We start from the raw sequence: 21,630 nt of genomic DNA, 5'->3' as shown, positions 1-21,630 counted from the left end.
TAGGTGGGAGCTTTACTGCCAGTTAATGCGGGATAAAGGCAGGTGACATCATGTGGAGAACGCACCTTTATTACAAGTGAAAAAAATGAGTAAGGCGTTTTCAAATCAACTTGTATTAAAAGAAGTGAACATTCAAGTAGAGCGCGGAGATATATATGCTTTAGTTGGAGGGAATGGTGCCGGGAAATCAACATTAACGAAAATATTAACGGGGTTATATTCGTATGATGATGGAGAAATGTATGTAAAAGGAACGAAGCAACAGTTTTCAAATCCGTCAGAAGCACACCGAAAAGGTATTTATTTAATACCGCAAGAACCGCTCATTTTTCCCCATATGACTATTGAAGAAAATATATGTATCGGGTTAAAAGAAAAGAAAAAGAAATTAAGAGTACAGATTCAGCAATTGATTAGCATCCTAGGATGGGGTATTGACCTTAATGAACTAGGAGGATCATTATCGATTGCGCAGCAACAGTTAGTAGAAATCGTTAGAGGATTAATAAGAGAAGCCGAGATTCTTATTCTAGATGAGCCAACATCGACATTAACAACTCACGAAATAAAGAGTCTTTTTGTGTTGATGAAAAGATTACAAGAAAAAGGAATTGGGATGATTTATATTACGCATCGCTTTCCAGAAATCTTTGAAATTGCCAACAAAGTAGCCATATTACGTGATGGAATGATTGTAAGCCAAGGTAATGTATGTGACTATACATATGACATGCTAATGGGGGGATTATTACCAAAAGGGTATAAACAAGAAGAGAAAAGAGATATAGTGCAAGAGACAAAAGGAACGAAGAAAATATTAGAAGTAATTGATGTAACGAGCCACGCATTCGAAAATATATCATTCACTGTACATGCGGGTGAGATTGTAGGTATTGCTGGCATTATAGGATCAGGTAGAACTGAATTAGCAGAAGTGATTCTTGGATTGAAAACTATAAAATCAGGTTCTATTTTATTAGAAGGAAAATCAATTGATATATGCTCTTTACATAAAAGGCTACGTGAAGGGCTAGTTTACGTGCCAGAGGATAGAGCGAGGAATGGAATTTTCTCAATTGCTTCTGTTAAAGAAAATATTGCAGCAGCAAGTTTACAGCAAAATAATCGCTTTTTTATAAATCAAGAAAAAGAAAGCGCTTTAGTTAATTCGTTTATAGAACAGTTCCGAATTATTGCACCGAATATGAATGAAGAACTCGCATCTTTATCGGGAGGGAATCAGCAAAAAGTCGTGCTTGCAAAATATCTTGCGTGTAATCCGAAAATTATTATTCTTGATGAACCGACTCGCGGAATTGATGCGAAAGCAAGGCTTGAAGTGTATGAGACGATAGAAAAAATGAAGAGGGAAGGACTCGCAATAATATTAATCTCTTCAGATGTTGAGGAAATTGTTCAATTGGCAAATCGTGTATATGTAATGCGAAACGGAAAATTTATTTCTCATTTGGAAAAAGGACAAATGAGTGTAGATGAAGTTACACGCCTTGCATACGGAGGTGTAACGGAATGAAACGTATGTTAAAAATGCATGAAACGTCTATCATACTGTTACTACTAATTTATATAGCTATTGTCGGAATGATAAACCCTAGTTTTATTCAATTTAACTCGTTATCTTTAATGATGAAATCAAGTGTTATTTTAGTCGTGCTAGCAATTGGTCAATCTTTCGTCTTATTTACGAAAAATATAGACGTATCAGTTGGCTCGATGATGGGGTTAAGTGCAGCAGTTTGCGGGATGATGTTAACGAATGGGTATAGTGCATCCATGTCTATATTTGCTGCTATTACACTTGGCGCCATTATCGGTTTCGTAAATGGTATTGGAGTTGCGAAGTTTCGAGTACCAGCTATTATTATGACATTAGGCATGTTAGGAATTATTAGAGGTGCGATGTTAATTTTCACAGGCGGGAAGTGGATTGAAGATATTCCAAACGATTTTAAGCAGCTGTCATCTATCGTCATTCTTGGCTTGCCGATAACTGTATGGTTTGTTCTTATTATTTTACTACTACTATATTTCTTTTTAATGAAAGTACCATACGGAAGATATTTCTATGCAGTAGGTGATAATGAAGATGGTGCGAGACTTATTGGGATACCAGTAAATAAGGTGAAGATATATGCGTTTATTATATCGGGCATAAGTGCTGCACTCGCTGGTTGTATATTTGTTATGAATATTGGGTTCGTTCCGAATCAAACAGGCACCGGAATAGAACTACAGGTTATCGCAGCTGCTGTACTAGGGGGAATTCATTTAAAAGGAGGAACGGGTTCTATATTTGGAGCTGCATTAGGAGCGTTATTTTTAGAGGCGATAAGTAGTTCACTCGTCTTTTTAAAAATACCAGCATTTTGGAATAATGCTATTTCAGGTTTTTTACTACTACTTATTATCATATTGGATAGTGTAATGAAAAAGTGGAAAGCAGAAAGGAGAATGAATCTATGAAGTATTTTTACAGATGGGAAGGTGTTCTAATCGTATTACTTCTAGTAGAATTCATTTTCTTTAGTTTTATAAATAGTGATTTCTTAAACGTTAGTAATCTCCTTTTTAGTACAAATGATTTTCTGTTTATAGCAATCGCAGCAATTTCAATGACTTTCGTTATTGTAACAGGAGGAATTGACGTATCGGTTGGCTCAATAATGGGGCTAACTTCGATTTTGATCGGTGTACTTTGGATGAACGGGATACCTATTTTGTTTGCTGTTATACTTGCTCTTATATTCAGTTGTTTAGCAGGCGGTTTAAACGGACTCATTATAAAAATGACGGATGTAGAACCACTCGTCGTTACACTCGGAACGATGTTTTTATACGGCGGGATTGCACTCGTCATTTCAGGAGGGGCAGGCGCTTCCGGATACGAAGGGATAAGTGGTTTACCTGGGGATTTTGTACAACTGGCAAATGGTAGTTTTATAGGAATACCTAATTTATTATGGCTACTTATCGTATTAACAATGCTATTTACTACATTGTTTCACCGAACAATATATGGGCGCCACGTAAAATTAACGGGGGCGAATGAAAATGCAGCGAAATATACCGGGATTAAAACGAAGAAAGTAGTGATTATCGCTTATATACTTTCTGGGTTAGGAGGTGGATTAGGGGGAACGTTCTTAACTGCCTATTTCGGTTCCGCACGTGCTGATATTGGAAGTGAAACAATTTTACCAATCATTACAGCAGTCGTATTAGGCGGGACACTTATTACAGGGGGAAAAGGAAGCATTATCGGTACTGTACTGGCGAGTATTTTTATTGGGCTCATGCAGTATGGCTTGCAAATGACGGGTTTAACAAATGAACAATCCAACGTAGTAATTGGTATTATTCTTATTCTTTCAGTTATTATGAGACATTTCAAATTACATCAATTCACACTGGGGAAAAGAAAGAACTTGCATAAGGGGGAAATGTCATGAAGAGAAAACTAGGGATTGTATTCATTGTATGCATTTGTTTAATCGGTTTAATCGCTTGTTCTAGTCAAACGGCAGATAAGAAAAAAGCGGATGATGTGAAATTTGCATTCATTCCGAAACTAACTGGAGTTGGCTTCTTTACATCGGGTGGTGAAGGGGCAAAAGAGATGGGAGATAAACTAGGCGTACAAGTGAAATATGATGGACCGTCTGAAGCAAGCGTATCAGGGCAGGTAAAATATATAAACAATTTTATTAACCAAAACTATGATGCACTTATGGTCTCTTCTACTTCAGTAGATGGTTTATCCCAATCACTGCAACGTGCTAAGAAAAAAGGGATGACTGTTTTAACATGGGATTCTGATGTGAATCCGAAAGACCGTTCCTTTTATATAAGCCAAGGAACACCAGACCAACTTGCTAACTTATTAATTGAAATGACTTCCAAACAAATTGGAGATAAAGGAAAAGTAGCCTTCTTTTATTCAAGTCCAACAGTAACGGATCAAAACCAATGGGTAACGAAAGCGAAAGAAATTATTAAAAAGAAATATCCGAACTGGGAAATTGTAACGACGCAGTATGGTGAAAATAATGCGCAAAAGTCTTTGTCAGTAGGGGAGAACATTTTAAAAACGTATCCAGATATTAATGCAGTCATTTGCCCAGATGCAACGGCACTTCCGGCAATGGCACAAGCAACTGAAAACTTGAAAATGGATAAAAAAGTCGTTGTAACTGGTTTCTCTACACCAAACGTTATGCGTGATTATGTCAAACGAGGAACAGTACAACAATTCGGATTATGGGATGTAAAACAACAAGGGGCACTCGCAACGTATGTAGCAAATGAAATTGTAGTAAAAGGGAAGAAGTTAAAAGTAGGAGATAGCTTTGAAGTAAAAGGAATCGGAAAAGTGAAGGTAGAGCCAAACTCCATTCAAGGATATGATTATGAGGCAGAAGGGAATGGAATTATCGTGTTACCAGAAAGAGTTGTATTTACGAAAGATAATATTGATAAGTATAATTTTTAGTAGACAAATAAAAACGTCCGAATATATCGGACGTTTTTTATTTCTGCATTAATTATGAACAGTTTCTTTTTCGTTTAATCCAAGCGTACGACCAGTCGAAGTGTGAAGGTCTTGGAACAATCTTGGATTTTCTGTTAGTGAAATGCCGTAAGAAGGAATCATTTCTTTAATCTTTTCTTCCCATTCTACCATACGGCTTGGGAAACATTTTTCTAATACTTCAAGCATGACGTGTACGGCAGTAGATGCACCTGGTGAAGCACCTAGTAATGCAGCGATTGAGCCGTCAGCTGCACTTACAACTTCTGTACCGAATTGAAGTGTACCTTTACCACCGGCATCAGTATCTTTAATTACTTGCACACGTTGCCCAGCAACTACAATGTCCCAATCTTCACTTTTTGCGTTCGGAATGAATTCGCGTAATTCTTCCATACGTTTTTCATGTGATAACATAACTTGTTGAATTAAGTATTTTGTTAGTCCCATTTCTTTTACACCAGCAGCTAACATCGTTAAGACGTTATTCGGTTTTACAGAACCAATTAAGTCAAGGTTTGAGCCAGTTTTTAAGAATTTAGGTGAGAACCCTGCGAACGGTCCAAATAGTAAAGCTTTTTTATTGTCTATATATCTCGTATCAAGGTGAGGTACAGACATTGGTGGAGCACCAACTTTAGCTTTACCATATACTTTCGCATGATGTTGTTCTACAACTTTTTGGTTTTTACATACCATAAATAGTCCACTTACTGGGAATCCACCGATATGTTTTGATTCAGGAATGCCAGTCTTTTGTAGTAGAGGTAGGCTACCGCCACCGCCGCCGATAAAGACAAATTTTGCAGTATGATGTTCGATTTTACCACTATTCATATCGTGTACTTTTACTTCCCACAAACCATTCTTCGTGCGTTTAATATTTTCGACACTATGTTTGTAGTTTAGCTCGACATTTTTCGTTTTTAAGTAATCAAACAACATACGTGTTAATGCACCGAAGTTAACATCTGTTCCAGAGTCAATCTTCGTTGCAGCCATCAATTCATTAGATGTACGTCCTTCCATAATGAGTGGAAGCCATTTTTTTAATGTTTCAGGAGCATCGGAAAATTCCATACCTTGAAACAGTGGGTTTTTTGAAAGCGCTTCAAAACGGTTTTTTAGAAACTCAACATTTTTTTCACCTTGTACTAAACTCATATGAGGTAGAGGCATAATAAAATCTTGTGGATTACGAATTAATTTACTTTTTACAAGATATGCCCAAAATTGTCTTGAAAGCTGGAATTGCTCATTCACTTTTACAGCCTTACTAATATCTATAGATCCGTCAGATTTTTCGGAAGTATAGTTCAGTTCGCATAGCGCAGAATGCCCTGTACCTGCATTATTCCATTCATTAGAGCTTTCTTCCCCGGCACTTGCGAGTTTTTCAAAAACTTTAATTTCCCATTCAGGTGCTAATTCTTTTAGTAATGAGCCTAACGTTGCACTCATAATTCCTGCACCAATTAAGATAACGTCTGTTTTTTGCTGCATGTTGCTCATGATAATCTCTCCATCCCCTATATTGGCAAAAAAGAGTAGGTGTTTACTTGTATCTAAGCCGTAAAAAGAAAACACCGCCTAGGCCCCACCTAGGTATTTACCTTTTTTGTCTCAATTGTATAACCATCTCATACTCTATTATAATAATTAATAGACTAAAATATCTAGTGTTATCTGATAATTTTAAACTATTTAACGTTTTATTCGCCAAAAATCTTATTTAACAAGCTCTTTTAAGGTGGTAAATAGAAAAAAATTACAGTTTGAAATTATCTCGAAAAAGCTTACATATCCAAAAATGGGTAGAAATGATACCTTTTTATGGAATTTTTGCCCCTTTAATTGTATGATTATTCTGTAAAATAAAAAGGAGGGATACAGATGCGTACACAAGAACAAATCGCAAACTTATTTCGAAATTTTTCAATAAAGGAATGTAAAGGGTCAAGTGACTTATATGAATACTTAGCGATAAAAATAGCTGAAGATGAGGAAGTACTTACACTATCTTCCTACGCTCAAGCAGGTCAACCAGTCCCAAACTTATTATTAGGTGCAGTACACCATTTATTACTAGCAGGGAAAGAACATCATTTAAAAACGTATTATAGTAGCTTAGTTGAACATGCTAATACGGATTTAGACCAAGCTTTTCATCATTTTAAAGATTTCTGTAAAATGTACAGAGAAGAAATTATTACGTTATTACAAACGAAACTTGTTCAAACGAATGAAGTAAGAAGATGTGCATATTTATATCCAAGTTTCAGTTACATATTTAATAAAGTGAACAAACCGTTAGCGTTAATTGAAATTGGGACAAGTTCTGGATTACAACTATTTTGGGATCAATATAGCTATTCGTACGGAACAGATGAAACATACGGAAATATAAATTCGAATGTACATGTAACTTCTGAAATAAGAGGGAAGAATGTGCCTCATTTATTAAAAGAAAGTCCACCTGTTGTAGAAAGAATCGGACTAGATTTACATGTAAATGATTTACATAGTAACGAAGATTATTTATGGCTACGTGCACTTATTTGGCCAGAACATAAAGAAAGGCTTGAACTGTTTGACCAAGCTGCATCTTTAGTAAAAAATAAATCTGTTCAATTAATAGAAGGAGATGGTGTAGAGCTATTACCATCTATTATTGAACGAATAAGTAGCGATGCTATTATCTGTATTTTCCATACACACGTCGCAAATCAAATACCTGAACAAGTAAAACATAAGTTAGAAAAACAAATCCAAGAAATCGGTGCAAAACGTGATGTATTCCACCTATATAACAACATGTGGGACCGGGACCTTCATATTAATTATTATATTAACGGAAACGAATATCGTGAAACGGTTGGAGAAACAGAAGGGCATGGGAGATGGTTTAGCTGGAAGATTGGAAATGAGAGGCTTATTTAGATTAATAGGGATATTCTCATATTTAAAAGATGAGGAAATAGGTTTAAGCATAAACTAAATGGCTAAAGAATAAATTTATTATTTATATACAAAAAATGCTTCGGAGAAATCCTAAGCATTTTTGTATTACATTCAAATCCCATAATGAATCATGTACTTCTTTTCTGCTACAGCTTGTACAATTTTTGAAGCTAATTCATTCAGCTCATCAGATTTTTTGAAGAACTTTGAAGATGTAACTGTTTCATAGAAAATTGCTAATGAATCAGGAGGAATAATTGTAATACCCCAATATGCTAAACCATATTCCTGATTTTTTACTGTATGAAAGTAGGTTTTCATAATTGATAAATTTTGACTTAAATTACTGATAATATCATCATCAACAGAAACACAATCATATTTCTCTGGTGTATAATCGTTGTAACTTTTTTGAGAATCAAATTCTTCAATTATTCCAAAATCATGGACACATGCCATCATTATCGTCCTTTCAAATTTAATAAAATGATTTCTATTAAAGTAAAATGGTCATTCGTTTAAGTGTAATAGAAATAGTTATGTAGTTCATAAAATATCGTCGGTTCTCCTTCGGGAAGACAGTTTATTTATCGATAAACTTATCGGGAGTCCAAGTGGCGATTTCATTCCCAGGTGCAGCAACTACAAGCCATTGCTCACATTGCATACCAGCTTGCCAACGTTCATAATGATCATGAAAACCATTTACAAAAATAATTTTTCCACTCTCTAATGTAATAATTAAATGAGGGCTTTCTAAGCCGAGTTGTATATCGGTAACTTTTTGTCTTCTTATCTCAAATATTCTCTCATATTCTTCTTCCTCAGAATAATCTTCAAAGTCATCTTCATTTAATGGGTATCTTTTTGTAGATTTATTAAATAAAAACCATTTTGATTCGATATTGATATATAATTGTCCGTCATAATCAACGGAGTCGTGAAAGTTTGTGAAATGAATCTTTATAGTGCCTGAAGAAATACCAAATTGTAATCCATCAACTTGTGATCCGATAAAGAGATTTTTCAATACTTTTTCAGCATAAATTTTATCTTCTTTATTCATTCTTGAAATCCTCCTTTGTATAAAAATATACCTTATATTTTTATTGTAATAAATAAATTTTCATGTAAAATGAACCTTTTGTGAAAAACGAGCGAATATAGTGTGAAAGATCATGAGAGGGGATTGTAATGTTGGATGAAGTACAATTGAAAGAATGGCTATATAAAATGGAGTCTGGGGACCAAGAAGCCTTTCAAATTATTTATGAATATACATGTAAAGATATTTATAGAACAGTAGTATTTTTAGTAGGAAGTCAAAACCAAGATGTAGACGATATAGTTAATGAAGTGTACATCAATATGTGGAAGTCCATAACAAACTATGATATGAATCGTTCATTTCGTTTTTGGTTACATGGATTAGTTGTTACGCAAGTACAGGATTGGCGTCGGAAATCGTGGCGACGATTTCGAATCTTTGAAAAGAAGAAAATGTATGAACAAGATCGGTCTTACATAATGGATGAAGCTATTTTACATAAAGAAACAAGAAGTGAACTAGTAGAAGTTGTACAAAATTTATCTTATAAACATCGTGAAGTAATTATTATGCGTTACTTCCATGAATATAGCTTAGATGAAATTGCTGCACTTCTTCAAATTCCTCTTGGTACAGTGAAATCTCGACTGCACACAGCACTAAAACGATTAAGAATAGAAATCGAACAAATGCCAAACGAAAGGGAGGAAGAAGTAAATGGATTTTGAAAGATATGTAACGAATGAACTTAAAAGAAAAGCAGAGAATCTAGAGCCGTCTCCAAATTTAGAGAATAAAGTGCAAAACTCTTTTTATAAATACCAACAGTCGAAAATGAAAAGGAAGGTTTCTATGAAGAAAAAGTTATTATTTGGCTTTGTAGCTGCGGCTATTTTAATACCAACTGGTACTTTTGCAGGTACAACATTAATGGATAAAATTGTAGGGACACCAGAAAAAGCAAGACAAGATATGGGAATGACTGAGGATGGTTATAATGGCGTAATGGAACGTATAGAAATTGCTAAAAGTATATTTACAGAAGAGGACTTTGATAAGTATGTAACTTTATTACAGGAATCGTACTATTTCTATAAAAAAGTAAGTGTCGTAGAGAATGGAAAAAGACAATATACAGCAACCGATCGTCTAAATGCTGATGAAGAAACGAGAGATAGAGAGGTAATGGAACAATTACATATATATGAAGAAAGAATAGATCAACATTTTACCTATACATTTGAACAAGCTGAACAAATAACTGGTTTTCCAATCAAGCATCCAACGTATATTCCGGTTGGACATCAATTAGTATTGGAAGAGGTAAAAGCTGAAGCAACACTAGGAAAACCTATGCCGCTTATTACAATGAGATATGAAAATCAAAATGTAAAAAAACAGCCACATACTTCAGATGCAGAATTAGGTTTTACAATTCATCAATTAGAAATTGTTGGAGGAGAATATAAAGATTACTTTATTGATAGACCATTTGATAAACCATCTGAAAGAGGACCTAATTTTACTGGAGATATAAAGAAATATAAATTACATGGCTATGACGTTACATTCGGTGAGTATAAAGAATCGAATGTGCGGGCTATGAAAATAGTGGTACCTGGAAAAGAAGGGGAAAATGCATATCAAATCTATATAAATGGTAGTATGCTTTCTAAAAAAGAGCTTGAGAAAGTGTTATTTTCGATGGTTGAATAGTTATCCGACATAAGTGGTTGATAATTATATTATGTAAACTTTTTTTGCAAAACATCCATTTTAAAAAATGGATGTTTTGCATTTAGATAGATTAGGTGGAGTGTATAGTTTTCTATATGTTTTAGTAATTGTAAGAAAACTATTAAGTATGAAGAAGGGGATAGAACGTTTATAGGAGATATGGAAAGTTATAATATATAGAATTAAAAATAAGAATTTGATAGTATTGGAGTAAGGAGTTTTAATAACAGTATATTAAGTCGTATTAATATGTTGTTGCAAATGTTTTGGTATGATATTAAATTTTATTATTTTTACGAAAGCATTTGATAGAATTCAAAAAAATATAATGGGGGTTAATATGAAAAAAGTAATTGGCGCAGCAACAGCAACTGTTTTCGGATTGGGAGCATTTACTACAACTGCTACTGCAGAAACGATCGTAACAGCAGATGTACTCAACGTACGTGAAAAACCGACTACGGAATCAAAAGTTGTCGAAAAAGTAAAAAACGGGGAAGAATTAAAAGTCATAAATACTGAAGATGGCTGGTCAAAAATTGAGTTAAATGGTAAAGAAGTATTTGTAAGCTCGGAGTTTACAAAAGATATTTACCATGTAACAGCAGATTTGTTAAATGTACGTTCTGAATCAAACACAGAATCAAAAATTCTTGGCAGACTGAAAAAAGATGATGTAATTGAATCAACGAACCAAGTAAAAGATGGATGGCTACAATTTGAGTATAAGGGAAAAACAGCTTATGTAAATGTTTCTTTCTTATCAAGTAAAGCACCAATTGAAAAAAAAGCTGACGAGAAAACGAAGCAAGTAACGAAAGTACAAAAAACGGTTAAAGCTAAGGAAGAAGCTAAAACACAGAAGATAACAAAGGCAAAAGAAACAATAAAACCTAAGGAAGAAGTGAAAGTACAAGAAGTAACAAAGCCTAAGAAAGAAGTGAAAGTACAAGAAGTAGTAAAGCCTAAGGAAGAAGTGAAAGTACAAGAAGTAACAAAGCCTAAGGAAGAAGTGAAAGTACAAGAAGTAGTAAAGCCTAAGGAAGAAGTGAAAGTACAAGAAGTAGCAAAGCCTAAGGAAGAAGTGAAAGCACAAGAAATAGCCAAAGCTAAGGAAGAGGCGAAAGCACGAGAAATAGCAAAGGCTAAGGAAGAGGCGAAAGCACGAGAAATAGCAAAGGCTAAGGAAGAAGAGAAAGCACGAGAAGCGATAAAGGAAAAAGAACAGTCTAAAAATAACACGCAGTCTGCTAAACGTGAATTAACGGTAGTAGCGACAGCGTATACTGCTGATCCAAGTGAAAATGGTACATATGGTGGACGCGTTTTAACTGCGATGGGGCATGATTTAACGGCTAATCCGAATATGAGAATTATCGCAGTTGACCCGAAAGTAATTCCTTTAGGATCTAAAGTATGGGTAGAAGGTTATGGAGAAGCTATCGCTGGAGATACCGGAAGTACAATTAAAGGTAATCGCATTGATGTTTTAATGGGTTCAAAAAGTAAAGCTATGAATTGGGGAAGACAAACTGTTAAAGTGAAAATTCTATAATAAATATAGTATATAACATAATGAAAATAAGACTGACATATTCTGTCGGTCTTATTTTCGTACCATAACATCATTAAGAATCGCATCAAATATATCTTTTTGCGTGAAGTTATCTGTAAAAATAGTTTCTCTAGCAACTTCAATTGTATCGTGCGGATTATACCATTTTAGTAATGAATCCTCACTGAATTCATGCCGTTTTTCTCTTGTATTATGTCGTCGAATAGTTTCCTCTAATGATAAATCGAAGTAGTATGTATAAGCGTTTCCTTTAAAATAATGTATTAATTCTTTCAACATTTCACCGTATTTACGACTGTTTAAAATACCTTCTAAAATAACAAACTCACATTTTCCTTTTCCGTACTTCGTAATTTCAAATAGTAAATCATGTGATAAATTACCCATCGTGTCGTGTACTCTAAGCATATCTCTACGGACAACATCCTGAGATACTAAAAGTGTGCCTTGTCCGAAATGTTCTTGTAGTTGCTTTGCGATTATTGTTTTACCACTTGCGGAGTTTCCTCTAAGAATGATTAAAGTTGATTTAAGTATAGGATTAGACATAATGTATTCCCCCAACGCGAATGATTATATAGAAAATTTTAACAAATGAAACGTAGAAAGTGTATAATTAATATGATGCAAATAAAAAAGGTGGGGGCTAAATGGAAGCGAAATTAAATAAGGCGCAGCTGATTTGGAAACGAACATGGTTTTGCTATCTAGGGGCATTTATAATTGTACAATTGCTGTTTATTATTTGTGAAGTAACTGCATGGGCACCGAACTTTAAACCTGGTGGAGAATTTTTAAATAGAATTTTAAATTCTCAAATTTTCACGGAATGGTTCATTCCATATGAAATCTCTCATTTTAATATGTTTACAGCTTTTTTTGCGATTACATTGTTACCATACGCATTAATAGGGGCAATTAAAGATTTCACAGCAAGAAAAAATATAAATAATTAAAAAGAGGTACTTTATGCTATTTCAAAAAGAAACTGTATCGTTTAGGTACGTAATAGAAGATGATGCACCTATCATTTCAAAATGGTTAACGGACCCAGAAGTCTTGCAGTATTACGAAGGACGAGATAATCCGCAATCTGTAGAAAAGGTGCTTGATCATTTTATACATAGTCCAAACAGTAATGAAAAAAGATGTTTAATAGAATTTGATACCGTTCCGATTGGTTACATACAAATGTACCCAGTTGATTCAGAGTGGAAAGCGTTATATGGCTATAAAGAATCACAAAATGTATGGGGAATGGACCAATTTATCGGAGAACCGGCCTGTTGGGGGAAAGGAATTGGAACTAAACTCGTTCAGGCAGCAATTACATATATTATGGAGAATGAGGGAGCAGAAGTAATCGCAATGGACCCGAAAGTTAATAATGAACGTGCGATAAAGTGTTATGAAAAATGTGGATTTAAAAAAGTAAAGATTTTAAAGGAACATGAACTGCATGAGGGGAAATTAGAAGATTGTTGGATGGTGGAATTTAAACACTTATAATGATTATGCAATGGCTTATACAAACAAAGGGAGTTGTATAAAATGAAAAAAGCATTAATCGTAATCGATGTGCAAGCAGGTATGTATACAGCAGGAATGCTAGTACATAATGGGGAGAAGTTTTTACAAACATTACAAGAGCTTATTGGGGAATGTCGTTCAAATGATATTCCGGTGATTTATGTTCAACATAACGGACCTAAAAATCACCCGTTAGAAAAAGGTACAGATGGCTGGAAGATCCATGTGGAAATTGCGCCGCAAGAAGGGGACAGTATCGTTGAAAAAACGACGCCAGATTCATTCTATAAGACAAACTTAAACGAAGTGTTACAAGAAAAAGGAATTAATCATGTTATTATTTCTGGAATGCAGACGCAGTATTGTGTGGATACAACAACGCGCAGAGCGTTTAGTGAAGGGTATAAAGTAACGTTAGTAAGTGATGCGCATAGTACATTCGATACAGAAGTGTTACGAGCTGAAGACATTGTGAAACATCATAACGTAGTGTTTGGAGCGTTTGCTGATGTTGTTACGTTAAAAGATTTGAATGTGACTGTCTCTAAATAAGAGGCAGTTTTTTATTAGAAGCAATAGTGACAAATAATGTCGGTAAGTCGATATTATTTGTCGAAACGTCAATATATTGAAATAATCGTTGATATATTTCAAGTTACGATAGATATATTTGAAAAATCGTCGATATAATTTCACGTACCATAATAAAAACAGAAAAAAGGAGCACCACATAATTAAAAAAGGCGCTCCTGCATCAAAATTTTACTTCTTCTTATCTTTATCCAACACATTCTGTTCTTCCGCAAACTCCGTACCATATGCAAATCGTCGATTAATATGAATATTATCGTTGTGGTGCCTTGTGTGGGAGCCAGAGAAGCGATGAACGATTACTTCTGATAATGTGAAGACAATCGCGGAAAGGATGCTTCCCCATGCAATTTGCATATAGTTGTCTAATAAAATATTACCGAAAATCCATACGCTTAAATATGTTAGTAAAAAATCCGACATAATGGCACCAGTATTGCCAATTCGATTTAAAATAATTTTATCAACGAACATATAAGATACGATTGTAACGAAGAGACTGAACGAAATAATTTGGACGAAAGTTGCTGGGAAAAATAAAGCGAGTCCAATACTAAATGCGATAATGCACGATATAAACTTAATTAGTACTACAGTAAAACCATTCAATATTTACACCTCCGATTTATACATAGTTTTACAATAAATTTAGGAGTTCATACATTGTAACGAATATATTTACGTAAAACTTTTTCATGTCCTAATTTTATCTAAATATTAAAAAAACAAATAAAAAATGTTATAGTAAAATGAGAGTATATGACATTTTTAGGTAAGGGGGAATCCTGGGTGTGGATTACTTCAGAAGTAGAAATTCCAGATGAGTTAATTGATCATCTGGAACAAGGAAAGTTAGTATTATTTGTTGGAGCGGGAGTTTCTATGAAAGGGAAATCAAACTTACCGAATTTTGATGATCTTGTTGATGAAATTGCGAAAACGTTATATGTAGAAACGCGTGAAATAACAGAACCGCATGATTATTATCTTGGAAAAATAGCGAAAACAAAAGATGTACATCAAGTTGCAAGAGACCTAGTTCATATAGAAAAGTCAAAGCCGAATCCGCTTCATTATGCGATTCCGAGGTTGTTTCCTTTAGATACGGAAGTCCGCATTGTAACGACAAATTTTGATCGACATTTTACAACTGCAATGAAAGAAATGAATAGAGAATTAAACGTATATTACGCACCTGCGTTACCTACAGGTAGAGCGTTTAAAGGACTCGCTTACATACATGGCAATATAGAACAAGAGAAAGAAGCGTTAATTTTAACAGATGGTGATTTTGGAAGGGCTTACTTAACGGAAGGATGGGCAAGAAGATTTTTAGTTGATTTATTCTCGAATTATACCGTTTTATTCGTTGGGTATAGCCATAATGATCCAGTAATGAAATATTTAGCGACTGGTTTACCACCAAGTACAAGGCGTTATGCATTTGTCGCACAAGGGGAAAATACGTACCACTGGGAGCATTTGGGAATACGGCCGATTGTATATCCGAATAAAGGTAATAATCATCAATCTCTTGTTAAAGCAGTGAAGCGATGGGCGGAATTAATGGGGGATAACTATATTACAAAACGAATGCGAATTCGTGACATTGTAACAGTTCCACCGTCAGTAGAGCAGGAACAATTATCATACATAAAACAGTCAATTAAAAAAATTGAAACGGTCCGCTACTTTGTTGAATTTGCTCACGATTATGAATGGGTGGAATGGCTTGAAGCAGAAGGGAAATTACAAAATTTATTCTTAGTTACATCAAACTATAATGAGGTAGATGAATTACTTGCAGAATGGTTAGTGGAACAATTTCTTTTTAGTCATCAAAAAGAATTATTTCAATTAATTTTTAAAAATCATTCTAAAATATCTCCTTTATTATGGAGGACAATTTGTAGCTACTTAAACGAAACGAAAATGAAAATGGATCCGTTATTGTTTGCAAGATGGACACTTCTTTTATTAGAAACAGCTGAAAAAGATAGTAAATCAATTGAAAAAATTTCTAACTTACTGCAAAAATGTTCTTTCCCTGAGCATAAAGAGATTGCTTTATTGTTACTAGCGTTTATTTTGGACGGAAAACTTAAATTGAAGCGAGAAAGAAGATGGGGAAATGATACGCAAGAATCAATAGAACTTGAGGAATCGAGTCGTTTACCAGTGTCTACATTTTCTTATGTGGAGCAAATTTGGAATGAGAAGATGAAACCGCATATTTCCTATTACGCCGTTCCAATTATGATGATGGGAATAGAGAAGATGCGAATGTTATCACTAAGGCAAATGGCACTGAAGAAAAGGGATAAGGAAAATGTGGAAAAAGAATTCCAGCAAAATGATCTTGCATTTTTAATTCAAATTGTAAAAGAATGTTTAGCCTATTTATGTGAAAACAATGAGCAAAAAGCAAATTATTATATTACAGAAATGATAGAAGCAAACAGCATACTTCAAAAACGAATTGCAATTGATGCGATGAATAAAAATATATTTGTTGGCGCCGATGAGAAAATTAAATGGTTGTTACAGGAAGGTATTCTTTTAGATGTCACGTATAAACACGAAGTTTTTCAACTAATAAAAAATCATTTCGCACTCTCTTTAGAAAAAACAAAGGAAGAAGTCGTTCAAATTATACTGAAGGACCTTGCAGAGGAGAGGACATTTGATGTTTGTTTAGTCTTAGATTTATTATTCACTTGCGATTCGAATAGTCCATCTACGGCGAAAGGTTATGAGTTAATGAAGCAAAAACATCCTCACTTTCATTCTGATCGATACAGTGTACAAAAGAAAGAGACTACAGAACAAAGTATTACTTGTAATGTAACTGCTGATGGATTATTGCAGCTGAAAGACGAAGAAATTATGAAACAAGTTCGTCAATTTTCTCATGATGGTGTTTTTGAACAACGTCATTTTTTAGAGATGTTATCGAAAGCATGTAAATTGAATACAGAATGGAGTATTTCATTTGCTTATCAATTAGTTGGAATGCACGAAATAAGTAATGAAGTATGGTTTGTTTGTATTAGAGAGTGGCGAAATAACCGAGGACTGACAAATGAACAAATCCAAAAAATTATTCCGCTATTGCAGAAATTTGTTAGGAATACTTCTTTTCATTGGTTAATTAGTAGTTTTCTATATGAAATTAGTAATCGATTAGAAGAGTTAGAGGAAAATAGTATACGCAATGTGAAACGGTTTGCGTTTTCGGTATTCCCTCAAGTAATGAAAGGTGATACAGATTTTAAGCTGGGAAAACAAGATTTTTACAATGAATCAATCCAGCATCCTGTTGGGAAAATGACAGCTGTATTATTAAAATTGTTATCATATGATCATTTATACGATCGTAATGTGTATGAATATTTATTTTTATTTGAAGAACAAGTAAGAGTTAGTTCAGAACGGACAAATTTTATGTTAGCTCGTTTAGTAGCAGATATTACATTTCTTTATCATATTGAGAAGCAATGGTGCCGAAAATATTTGTTACCGTATTTAGATTTAAAGAAGGAAAATGAAATTACGAAATATGCATGGGCAGGCTTATGTTACACGCAAATAAATTTACCTTTATTTACAGAAATGAAGCGATTTATTAAGTATGCGGTAGAACATTTGGAAGTATTACATCCGCATACGAGGGAAGCTTTCTTGAAATGGCTTAGTTTTGTATTTATTAAATGTGTACTGTATTGGGAGCAAAAAACAGATTGGTTATACCCTTTACTGATACGAGAAAATGAAGAAAATAAAATTAAATTTATGCAGTTTTTATGCTATTACGTCAAAACGTTAAGTGCAAAAGAACAACAAAAATTTTGGGCAGCTTGGCTTAGTATATTTTTGCGAGAACGACCGAAAATGGGTGAAATCACAGCTAGAGAATATGTAATGCTTTTACGTATTATTTTATTTATGGATGAAATAGTAGAAAGAGGATTATCTATCATATGTAAAACGTTTTCGGACGTGGATGGAAAAGGAAATCAAATAGAGTTAAAACAGTTATTTAATGAAATACTTCAAAAGACAAAGAGTATAAAAATGTATAAAGAATTGTATGCAAATGTCTTTTTCACTTTACTGCAAACGCTTCAGGAAGCCGATTTACTTGAAGCTGAAATCATTCAAATAAAAGAAGTATTAATCCGGTATGGAGTAGAAAAATGTGTATTAAATGCAATAGATAATGAGATAATTCGCATCGGAATTGTTATGGAGAATTTACAAGAAGAAATGTAGGACAAAAGTGGAATTTTAAAAAATATATAAAAAGTTGTTGACAGTGTTTTGAAAAGCGTTCTATAATACGAATCATACTTATTCAATTTCAAAAACATTTGAATAAACAAAGTGCAATGAAGAGATCACAGTAGTGGTTAGTCTTACTGTAACAGAGAGCTGGTGGTTGGTGTGAACCAGTACAGGGATAATCATGAATTACAGTCTTGGAGCATCTTTTTCGTAGTAAAGATAGTATTGTCTTTATGAAGAAAAAGCGGTCAATTGATCGTTAACAGTGAAGAGAGGTAGACAGAAATTTAGTCTACAACTAGGGTGGTACCGCGATAAATATCGTCCCTACTGATTTATTCAGTAGGGACTTTTTGTATTTTAGTGGTCCAACTTGAAAATTAAATATTCATGCGTTGAAAGGAAAAGCAGTAGTTGTTGTTTCCCTGTAACAGAGAGCTGGTGGTTGGTGCGAACCAGTACAAAAACAAGAGCGAATTACAGTCCTAGAGCATCTTTTTCGTAGTAAAGATACTATTTGTCTTTATGAAGGGAAAGACGGTCAGATGATCGTTAACAATGAAGAGAGGTAGACGAAAGAAGTCTACAACTAGGGTGGTACCGCGATAAATATCGTCCCTACTGATTGGATCAGTAGGGCTTTTTTGTACAAAAAAAGTGGTTTTTTAGCTAGTAGATAGTGTCTTTGTACTAATTATTAGTTTAAAATAAGAAGAGGTATCGATTCCACTTTAAATTTGTATAATTGACCAGTTCAGAAAATAGAGAATTTTTCATTCTCTTACTATACTTTTAAAACATTAGAGGAGGATTTCCAAATGGCAAATCATGAATTAGATCAATTACGTAAACAGGTAGATGAAATTAACTTACAACTATTACACCTTTTAAACAAACGTGGTGAAATCGTTCAAAAAATTGGGGAACAAAAGCAAGTACAAGGTACGAAACGTTTTGATCCAGTACGTGAGCGTGAAGTACTTGATATGATCGCAGAGAATAACGAAGGACCATTCGAAACGTCAACAGTTCAACATATTTTCAAAACAATCTTCAAAGCTAGCTTAGAATTACAAGAAGATGATAACCGTAAAGCATTACTAGTTTCACGTAAAAAGAAACAAGAAAATACAATCGTTGATGTAAAAGGTGAATTGATTGGTAACGGAACACAAACGTTCATCATGGGACCTTGTGCAGTTGAAAGTTTAGAGCAAGTTCGCCAAGTAGGGCAAGCGATGAAAGACCAAGGATTAAAATTAATGCGCGGTGGTGCTTTCAAACCGAGAACATCTCCATACGATTTCCAAGGTTTGGGAGTAGAAGGATTACAAATTTTACGCCAAGTAGCAGATGAGTTCGACTTAGCGATCATTAGTGAAATTTTAAATCCGAACGATGTTGAAATGGCATTAGACTACGTTGATGTAATTCAAGTTGGTGCACGTAATATGCAAAACTTCGATTTACTACGAGCTGTAGGTAAAGTTAACAAGCCCGTATTACTAAAACGTGGTTTAGCAGCAACAATTGATGAATTCATTAACGCAGCGGAATACATCATTGCACAAGGTAACGACCAAATTATTCTATGTGAGCGCGGTATCCGCACATACGAAAGAGCAACACGTAACACATTAGATATTTCAGCAGTACCGATTTTAAAGAAAGAAACACATTTACCAGTTATCGTTGACGTTACGCATTCAACTGGACGTAGAGATTTATTATTACCAACAGCGAAAGCAGCACTTGCAATTGGCGCAGATGCAGTAATGGCTGAGGTTCATCCAGATCCAGCTGTTGCATTATCAGATTCTGCACAGCAAATGGATATTCCTGAATTCCATAGATTCATGGATGAGTTAAAAGGTTTCAAAAATAAATTATCTTAATTCCATATCATATATGCGCTGAAGAGGAAACAGTAGTGCTTATCTCCCTGTTAAAGAGAGCTGATGGTCGGTGAGAATCAGTACAAAGGTAAGCATGAATTACAGCCTTGGAGCATCTTTCCCGCCATTTATGGAGGGAAAGACGGTCAAATGATCGTTAAAGAAGAAGAGAGGTAGACAGAAATGTAGTCTACAACTAGGGTGGTACCGCGATAAATATCGTCCCTACTGAGCGCTCAGTAGGGACTTTTTTGTACAAAAAAATAGTAAAGGGGCAAGAGAAATGAGATACATTACAGCTGGAGAATCACATGGGCCGCAGTTAACAGTTATTTTAGAAGGTGTACCAGCAGGTTTAACATTAATAGCGGAACATATTAATAAAGAATTATTAAGAAGACAAAAAGGGCACGGACGCGGAAGACGCATGCAAATTGAAACCGATACTGTTGAAATTGTAAGTGGTGTTCGTCATGGGGTGACACTTGGCTCGCCGATAACGTTAATCGTAAAAAATGATGATTTCAAACATTGGACGAAAGTAATGGGTGCAGAGCCAATTTCGGAAAAAGAAAGTAAAGAAATGAAACGTACAATTACAAAACCACGTCCAGGACATGCGGATTTAAACGGAGCAATTAAATACGGACATCGTGATATAAGAAACGTACTAGAGCGCTCATCGGCAAGAGAAACGACAGTTCGTGTAGCTGCTGGTGCGGTTGCGAAACAAATTTTAAAAGAATTAGGCGTAGAAATTGCAGGACATGTACTTGAAATTGGTGGAGTACAAGCAAAACATATTTCAAACTTAGCAATTGAAGAAATTCAAACAATTACTGAAAACTCACCAGTTCGATGTTTAGATAAAGAAGTAGAACAAGAGATGATGGATGCGATTGATAACGCAAAAAGTAGTGGAGATTCAATCGGTGGTATAGTTGAAGTCATTGCAGAAGGTATGCCAATTGGCGTTGGTAGCTACGTTCATTACGACCGTAAACTAGATGCAAAACTTGCTGGTGCGATTATGAGTATTAATGCATTTAAAGGTGCTGAAATTGGCGTTGGCTTTGAAGCGGCAAGACAGCCAGGCAGTAAAGTGCATGATGAAATTTTATGGGATGAGGAACAAGGATACACGAGAAAAACGAATAATGCCGGCGGTTTAGAAGGCGGTATGACAACAGGTATGCCAATTGTTGTAAGAGGTGTAATGAAGCCAATACCTACATTATATAAACCGTTAGCAAGCGTTGACATTGATACGAAAGAAGCATTCCAAGCGAGTATTGAAAGATCTGATAGTTGCGCAGTACCAGCAGCAGGTGTAGTAGCTGAATCTGTCGTAGCATGGGAACTTGCACATGCCCTTGTCGAACAATTCGGAAAAGATCGTATGGATTTAATTCAGCAGAACATTACGCAACATAACAAATACGCAAAAGAATTTTAATAA

General features: G+C 34.7%; 19 protein-coding genes and 3 other annotated features. Of the genes, 14 read left to right on the top strand and 5 right to left on the bottom strand.

Translation table 11 applies throughout. The features are described from left to right. Window positions 1-52: 52 nt before the first annotated feature. Genes ACYVEC_RS27640 through lsrB form a run of 4 tightly spaced genes read left to right on the top strand, consistent with a single transcriptional unit; the run spans window position 53 to window position 4,510 of the window. Window positions 53-1,534 carry a sugar ABC transporter ATP-binding protein gene (locus ACYVEC_RS27640; protein ID WP_063225350.1) on the top strand — a complete coding sequence of 494 codons (1,482 nt, stop codon included), beginning with the start codon at window positions 53-55 and terminating at the stop codon, window positions 1,532-1,534. Then, window positions 1,531-2,484 (top strand): ABC transporter permease subunit, encoded by a 954-nt coding sequence (locus tag ACYVEC_RS27635; protein ID WP_460509295.1) that lies wholly within the window; start codon window positions 1,531-1,533, stop codon window positions 2,482-2,484. The genes ACYVEC_RS27640 and ACYVEC_RS27635 overlap by 4 nt, the downstream gene beginning before the upstream one ends. Then, window positions 2,481-3,470 (top strand): ABC transporter permease, encoded by a 990-nt coding sequence (locus ACYVEC_RS27630; RefSeq protein ID WP_063225352.1) that lies wholly within the window; start codon window positions 2,481-2,483, stop codon window positions 3,468-3,470. The genes ACYVEC_RS27635 and ACYVEC_RS27630 overlap by 4 nt, the downstream gene beginning before the upstream one ends. Then, window positions 3,467-4,510, top strand: a complete 1,044-nt coding sequence (gene lsrB / locus ACYVEC_RS27625) for an autoinducer 2 ABC transporter substrate-binding protein LsrB (RefSeq protein ID WP_063225353.1) — start codon at window positions 3,467-3,469, stop codon at window positions 4,508-4,510. Before ACYVEC_RS27630 ends, lsrB begins: the two co-directional genes overlap by 4 nt. A gap of 48 nt (window positions 4,511-4,558) precedes the next feature. Here lsrB and ACYVEC_RS27620 read toward each other — a convergent pair whose 3' ends face one another. Beyond that, on the bottom strand, window positions 4,559-6,061 hold the full coding sequence (locus ACYVEC_RS27620) for a malate:quinone oxidoreductase (RefSeq protein WP_063225388.1): 1,503 nt from the start codon (window positions 6,059-6,061) through the stop codon (window positions 4,559-4,561). A gap of 381 nt (window positions 6,062-6,442) precedes the next feature. On the opposite strand from ACYVEC_RS27620, the gene ACYVEC_RS27615 reads away from it, so the two are divergent. Next, on the top strand, window positions 6,443-7,489 hold the full coding sequence (locus ACYVEC_RS27615; protein WP_063225354.1) for a DUF2332 domain-containing protein: 1,047 nt from the start codon (window positions 6,443-6,445) through the stop codon (window positions 7,487-7,489). Between the two features lie 132 nt (window positions 7,490-7,621). On the opposite strand, the gene ACYVEC_RS27610 is transcribed toward ACYVEC_RS27615, so the two are convergent. After that, window positions 7,622-7,969: a hypothetical protein gene (locus ACYVEC_RS27610; RefSeq protein WP_063225355.1), complete on the bottom strand. Its 348-nt coding sequence runs from the start codon at window positions 7,967-7,969 to the stop codon at window positions 7,622-7,624. 124 nt (window positions 7,970-8,093) lie between these two features. After that, window positions 8,094-8,576: a hypothetical protein gene (locus ACYVEC_RS27605; protein WP_063225356.1), complete on the bottom strand. Its 483-nt coding sequence runs from the start codon at window positions 8,574-8,576 to the stop codon at window positions 8,094-8,096. 131 nt (window positions 8,577-8,707) lie between these two features. On the opposite strand from ACYVEC_RS27605, the gene ACYVEC_RS27600 reads away from it, so the two are divergent. The 3 genes from ACYVEC_RS27600 to entB all read left to right on the top strand — a co-directional run bounded on the left by ACYVEC_RS27600 (window position 8,708) and on the right by entB (window position 11,850). Further along, window positions 8,708-9,286 carry a sigma-70 family RNA polymerase sigma factor gene (locus ACYVEC_RS27600; RefSeq protein WP_063225357.1) on the top strand — a complete coding sequence of 193 codons (579 nt, stop codon included), beginning with the start codon at window positions 8,708-8,710 and terminating at the stop codon, window positions 9,284-9,286. After that, entirely contained in the window at window positions 9,276-10,274 is a 999-nt protein-coding gene (locus ACYVEC_RS27595; protein ID WP_098557424.1) for a hypothetical protein, read from the top strand. The genes ACYVEC_RS27600 and ACYVEC_RS27595 overlap by 11 nt, the downstream gene beginning before the upstream one ends. Before the next feature lie 361 nt (window positions 10,275-10,635). Next, on the top strand, window positions 10,636-11,850 hold the full coding sequence (gene entB / locus ACYVEC_RS27590) for a cell wall-binding protein EntB (protein ID WP_460509290.1): 1,215 nt from the start codon (window positions 10,636-10,638) through the stop codon (window positions 11,848-11,850). Between the two features lie 51 nt (window positions 11,851-11,901). Here entB and ACYVEC_RS27585 read toward each other — a convergent pair whose 3' ends face one another. After that, a complete protein-coding gene (locus tag ACYVEC_RS27585) occupies window positions 11,902-12,420 on the bottom strand; it encodes a kinase (RefSeq protein WP_063225360.1) in 519 nt (172 codons plus the stop codon). A 101-nt stretch (window positions 12,421-12,521) separates the two neighbouring features. Between ACYVEC_RS27585 and ACYVEC_RS27580 the strand changes: the two genes are divergently transcribed. Genes ACYVEC_RS27580 through ACYVEC_RS27570 form a run of 3 tightly spaced genes read left to right on the top strand, consistent with a single transcriptional unit; the run spans window position 12,522 to window position 13,953 of the window. Further along, complete coding sequence (locus tag ACYVEC_RS27580) at window positions 12,522-12,827, top strand: YfzA family protein (protein ID WP_063225361.1); 306 nt, start codon at window positions 12,522-12,524, stop codon at window positions 12,825-12,827. A 13-nt stretch (window positions 12,828-12,840) separates the two neighbouring features. Beyond that, window positions 12,841-13,380: a GNAT family N-acetyltransferase gene (locus tag ACYVEC_RS27575; protein WP_063225362.1), complete on the top strand. Its 540-nt coding sequence runs from the start codon at window positions 12,841-12,843 to the stop codon at window positions 13,378-13,380. A gap of 42 nt (window positions 13,381-13,422) precedes the next feature. After that, on the top strand, window positions 13,423-13,953 hold the full coding sequence (locus tag ACYVEC_RS27570; RefSeq protein ID WP_063225363.1) for a cysteine hydrolase family protein: 531 nt from the start codon (window positions 13,423-13,425) through the stop codon (window positions 13,951-13,953). A 210-nt stretch (window positions 13,954-14,163) separates the two neighbouring features. Here the strand turns inward: ACYVEC_RS27570 and ACYVEC_RS27565 are convergent, their stop codons facing one another. Then, window positions 14,164-14,601: a YndM family protein gene (locus tag ACYVEC_RS27565; protein WP_098557147.1), complete on the bottom strand. Its 438-nt coding sequence runs from the start codon at window positions 14,599-14,601 to the stop codon at window positions 14,164-14,166. Between the two features lie 150 nt (window positions 14,602-14,751). Between ACYVEC_RS27565 and ACYVEC_RS27560 the strand changes: the two genes are divergently transcribed. The 3 genes from ACYVEC_RS27560 (at window position 14,752) to aroC (ending at window position 21,627) form a co-directional block, all read left to right on the top strand. Then, entirely contained in the window at window positions 14,752-18,264 is a 3,513-nt protein-coding gene (locus tag ACYVEC_RS27560; protein ID WP_080468790.1) for a DUF4020 domain-containing protein, read from the top strand. Between the two features lie 107 nt (window positions 18,265-18,371). After that, window positions 18,372-18,608 (top strand) — a binding site (T-box leader). 54 nt (window positions 18,609-18,662) lie between these two features. After that, window positions 18,663-18,899, top strand: a binding site (T-box leader). 195 nt (window positions 18,900-19,094) lie between these two features. After that, window positions 19,095-20,171, top strand: coding sequence for a bifunctional 3-deoxy-7-phosphoheptulonate synthase/chorismate mutase (locus ACYVEC_RS27555; RefSeq protein ID WP_001273580.1), 1,077 nt, complete (start codon window positions 19,095-19,097; stop codon window positions 20,169-20,171). A 9-nt stretch (window positions 20,172-20,180) separates the two neighbouring features. Further along, window positions 20,181-20,401, top strand: a binding site (T-box leader). A 53-nt stretch (window positions 20,402-20,454) separates the two neighbouring features. After that, a complete protein-coding gene (aroC, locus tag ACYVEC_RS27550; protein ID WP_063225366.1) occupies window positions 20,455-21,627 on the top strand; it encodes a chorismate synthase in 1,173 nt (390 codons plus the stop codon). Window positions 21,628-21,630 lie beyond the last annotated feature (3 nt).

This window comes from Bacillus sp. MN7755 (genome assembly GCF_054771475.1).
Note: the sequence above shows the minus strand (reverse complement) of the source record. Positions and strands in the feature narration are given on the sequence as shown.

What these genes read in the sequence shown, in the direction of transcription:
- ACYVEC_RS27635 (WP_460509295.1), top strand. Translation starts at nt 1,531, where the DNA reads ATGAAACGTATGTTAAAAATGCATGAAACGTCTATCATACTGTTACTA.
- ACYVEC_RS27560 (WP_080468790.1), top strand. Translation starts at nt 14,752, where the DNA reads ATGACATTTTTAGGTAAGGGGGAATCCTGGGTGTGGATTACTTCAGAA.
- ACYVEC_RS27620 (WP_063225388.1), bottom strand. Translation starts at nt 6,061, where the DNA reads ATGAGCAACATGCAGCAAAAAACAGACGTTATCTTAATTGGTGCAGGA.
- ACYVEC_RS27605 (WP_063225356.1), bottom strand. Translation starts at nt 8,576, where the DNA reads ATGAATAAAGAAGATAAAATTTATGCTGAAAAAGTATTGAAAAATCTC.
- aroC (WP_063225366.1), top strand. Translation starts at nt 20,455, where the DNA reads ATGAGATACATTACAGCTGGAGAATCACATGGGCCGCAGTTAACAGTT.
- ACYVEC_RS27595 (WP_098557424.1), top strand. Translation starts at nt 9,276, where the DNA reads ATGGATTTTGAAAGATATGTAACGAATGAACTTAAAAGAAAAGCAGAG.
- ACYVEC_RS27630 (WP_063225352.1), top strand. Translation starts at nt 2,481, where the DNA reads ATGAAGTATTTTTACAGATGGGAAGGTGTTCTAATCGTATTACTTCTA.
- ACYVEC_RS27575 (WP_063225362.1), top strand. Translation starts at nt 12,841, where the DNA reads ATGCTATTTCAAAAAGAAACTGTATCGTTTAGGTACGTAATAGAAGAT.
- ACYVEC_RS27580 (WP_063225361.1), top strand. Translation starts at nt 12,522, where the DNA reads ATGGAAGCGAAATTAAATAAGGCGCAGCTGATTTGGAAACGAACATGG.
- ACYVEC_RS27585 (WP_063225360.1), bottom strand. Translation starts at nt 12,420, where the DNA reads ATGTCTAATCCTATACTTAAATCAACTTTAATCATTCTTAGAGGAAAC.
- ACYVEC_RS27610 (WP_063225355.1), bottom strand. Translation starts at nt 7,969, where the DNA reads ATGGCATGTGTCCATGATTTTGGAATAATTGAAGAATTTGATTCTCAA.
- lsrB (WP_063225353.1), top strand. Translation starts at nt 3,467, where the DNA reads ATGAAGAGAAAACTAGGGATTGTATTCATTGTATGCATTTGTTTAATC.
- ACYVEC_RS27615 (WP_063225354.1), top strand. Translation starts at nt 6,443, where the DNA reads ATGCGTACACAAGAACAAATCGCAAACTTATTTCGAAATTTTTCAATA.
- ACYVEC_RS27570 (WP_063225363.1), top strand. Translation starts at nt 13,423, where the DNA reads ATGAAAAAAGCATTAATCGTAATCGATGTGCAAGCAGGTATGTATACA.
- entB (WP_460509290.1), top strand. Translation starts at nt 10,636, where the DNA reads ATGAAAAAAGTAATTGGCGCAGCAACAGCAACTGTTTTCGGATTGGGA.
- ACYVEC_RS27555 (WP_001273580.1), top strand. Translation starts at nt 19,095, where the DNA reads ATGGCAAATCATGAATTAGATCAATTACGTAAACAGGTAGATGAAATT.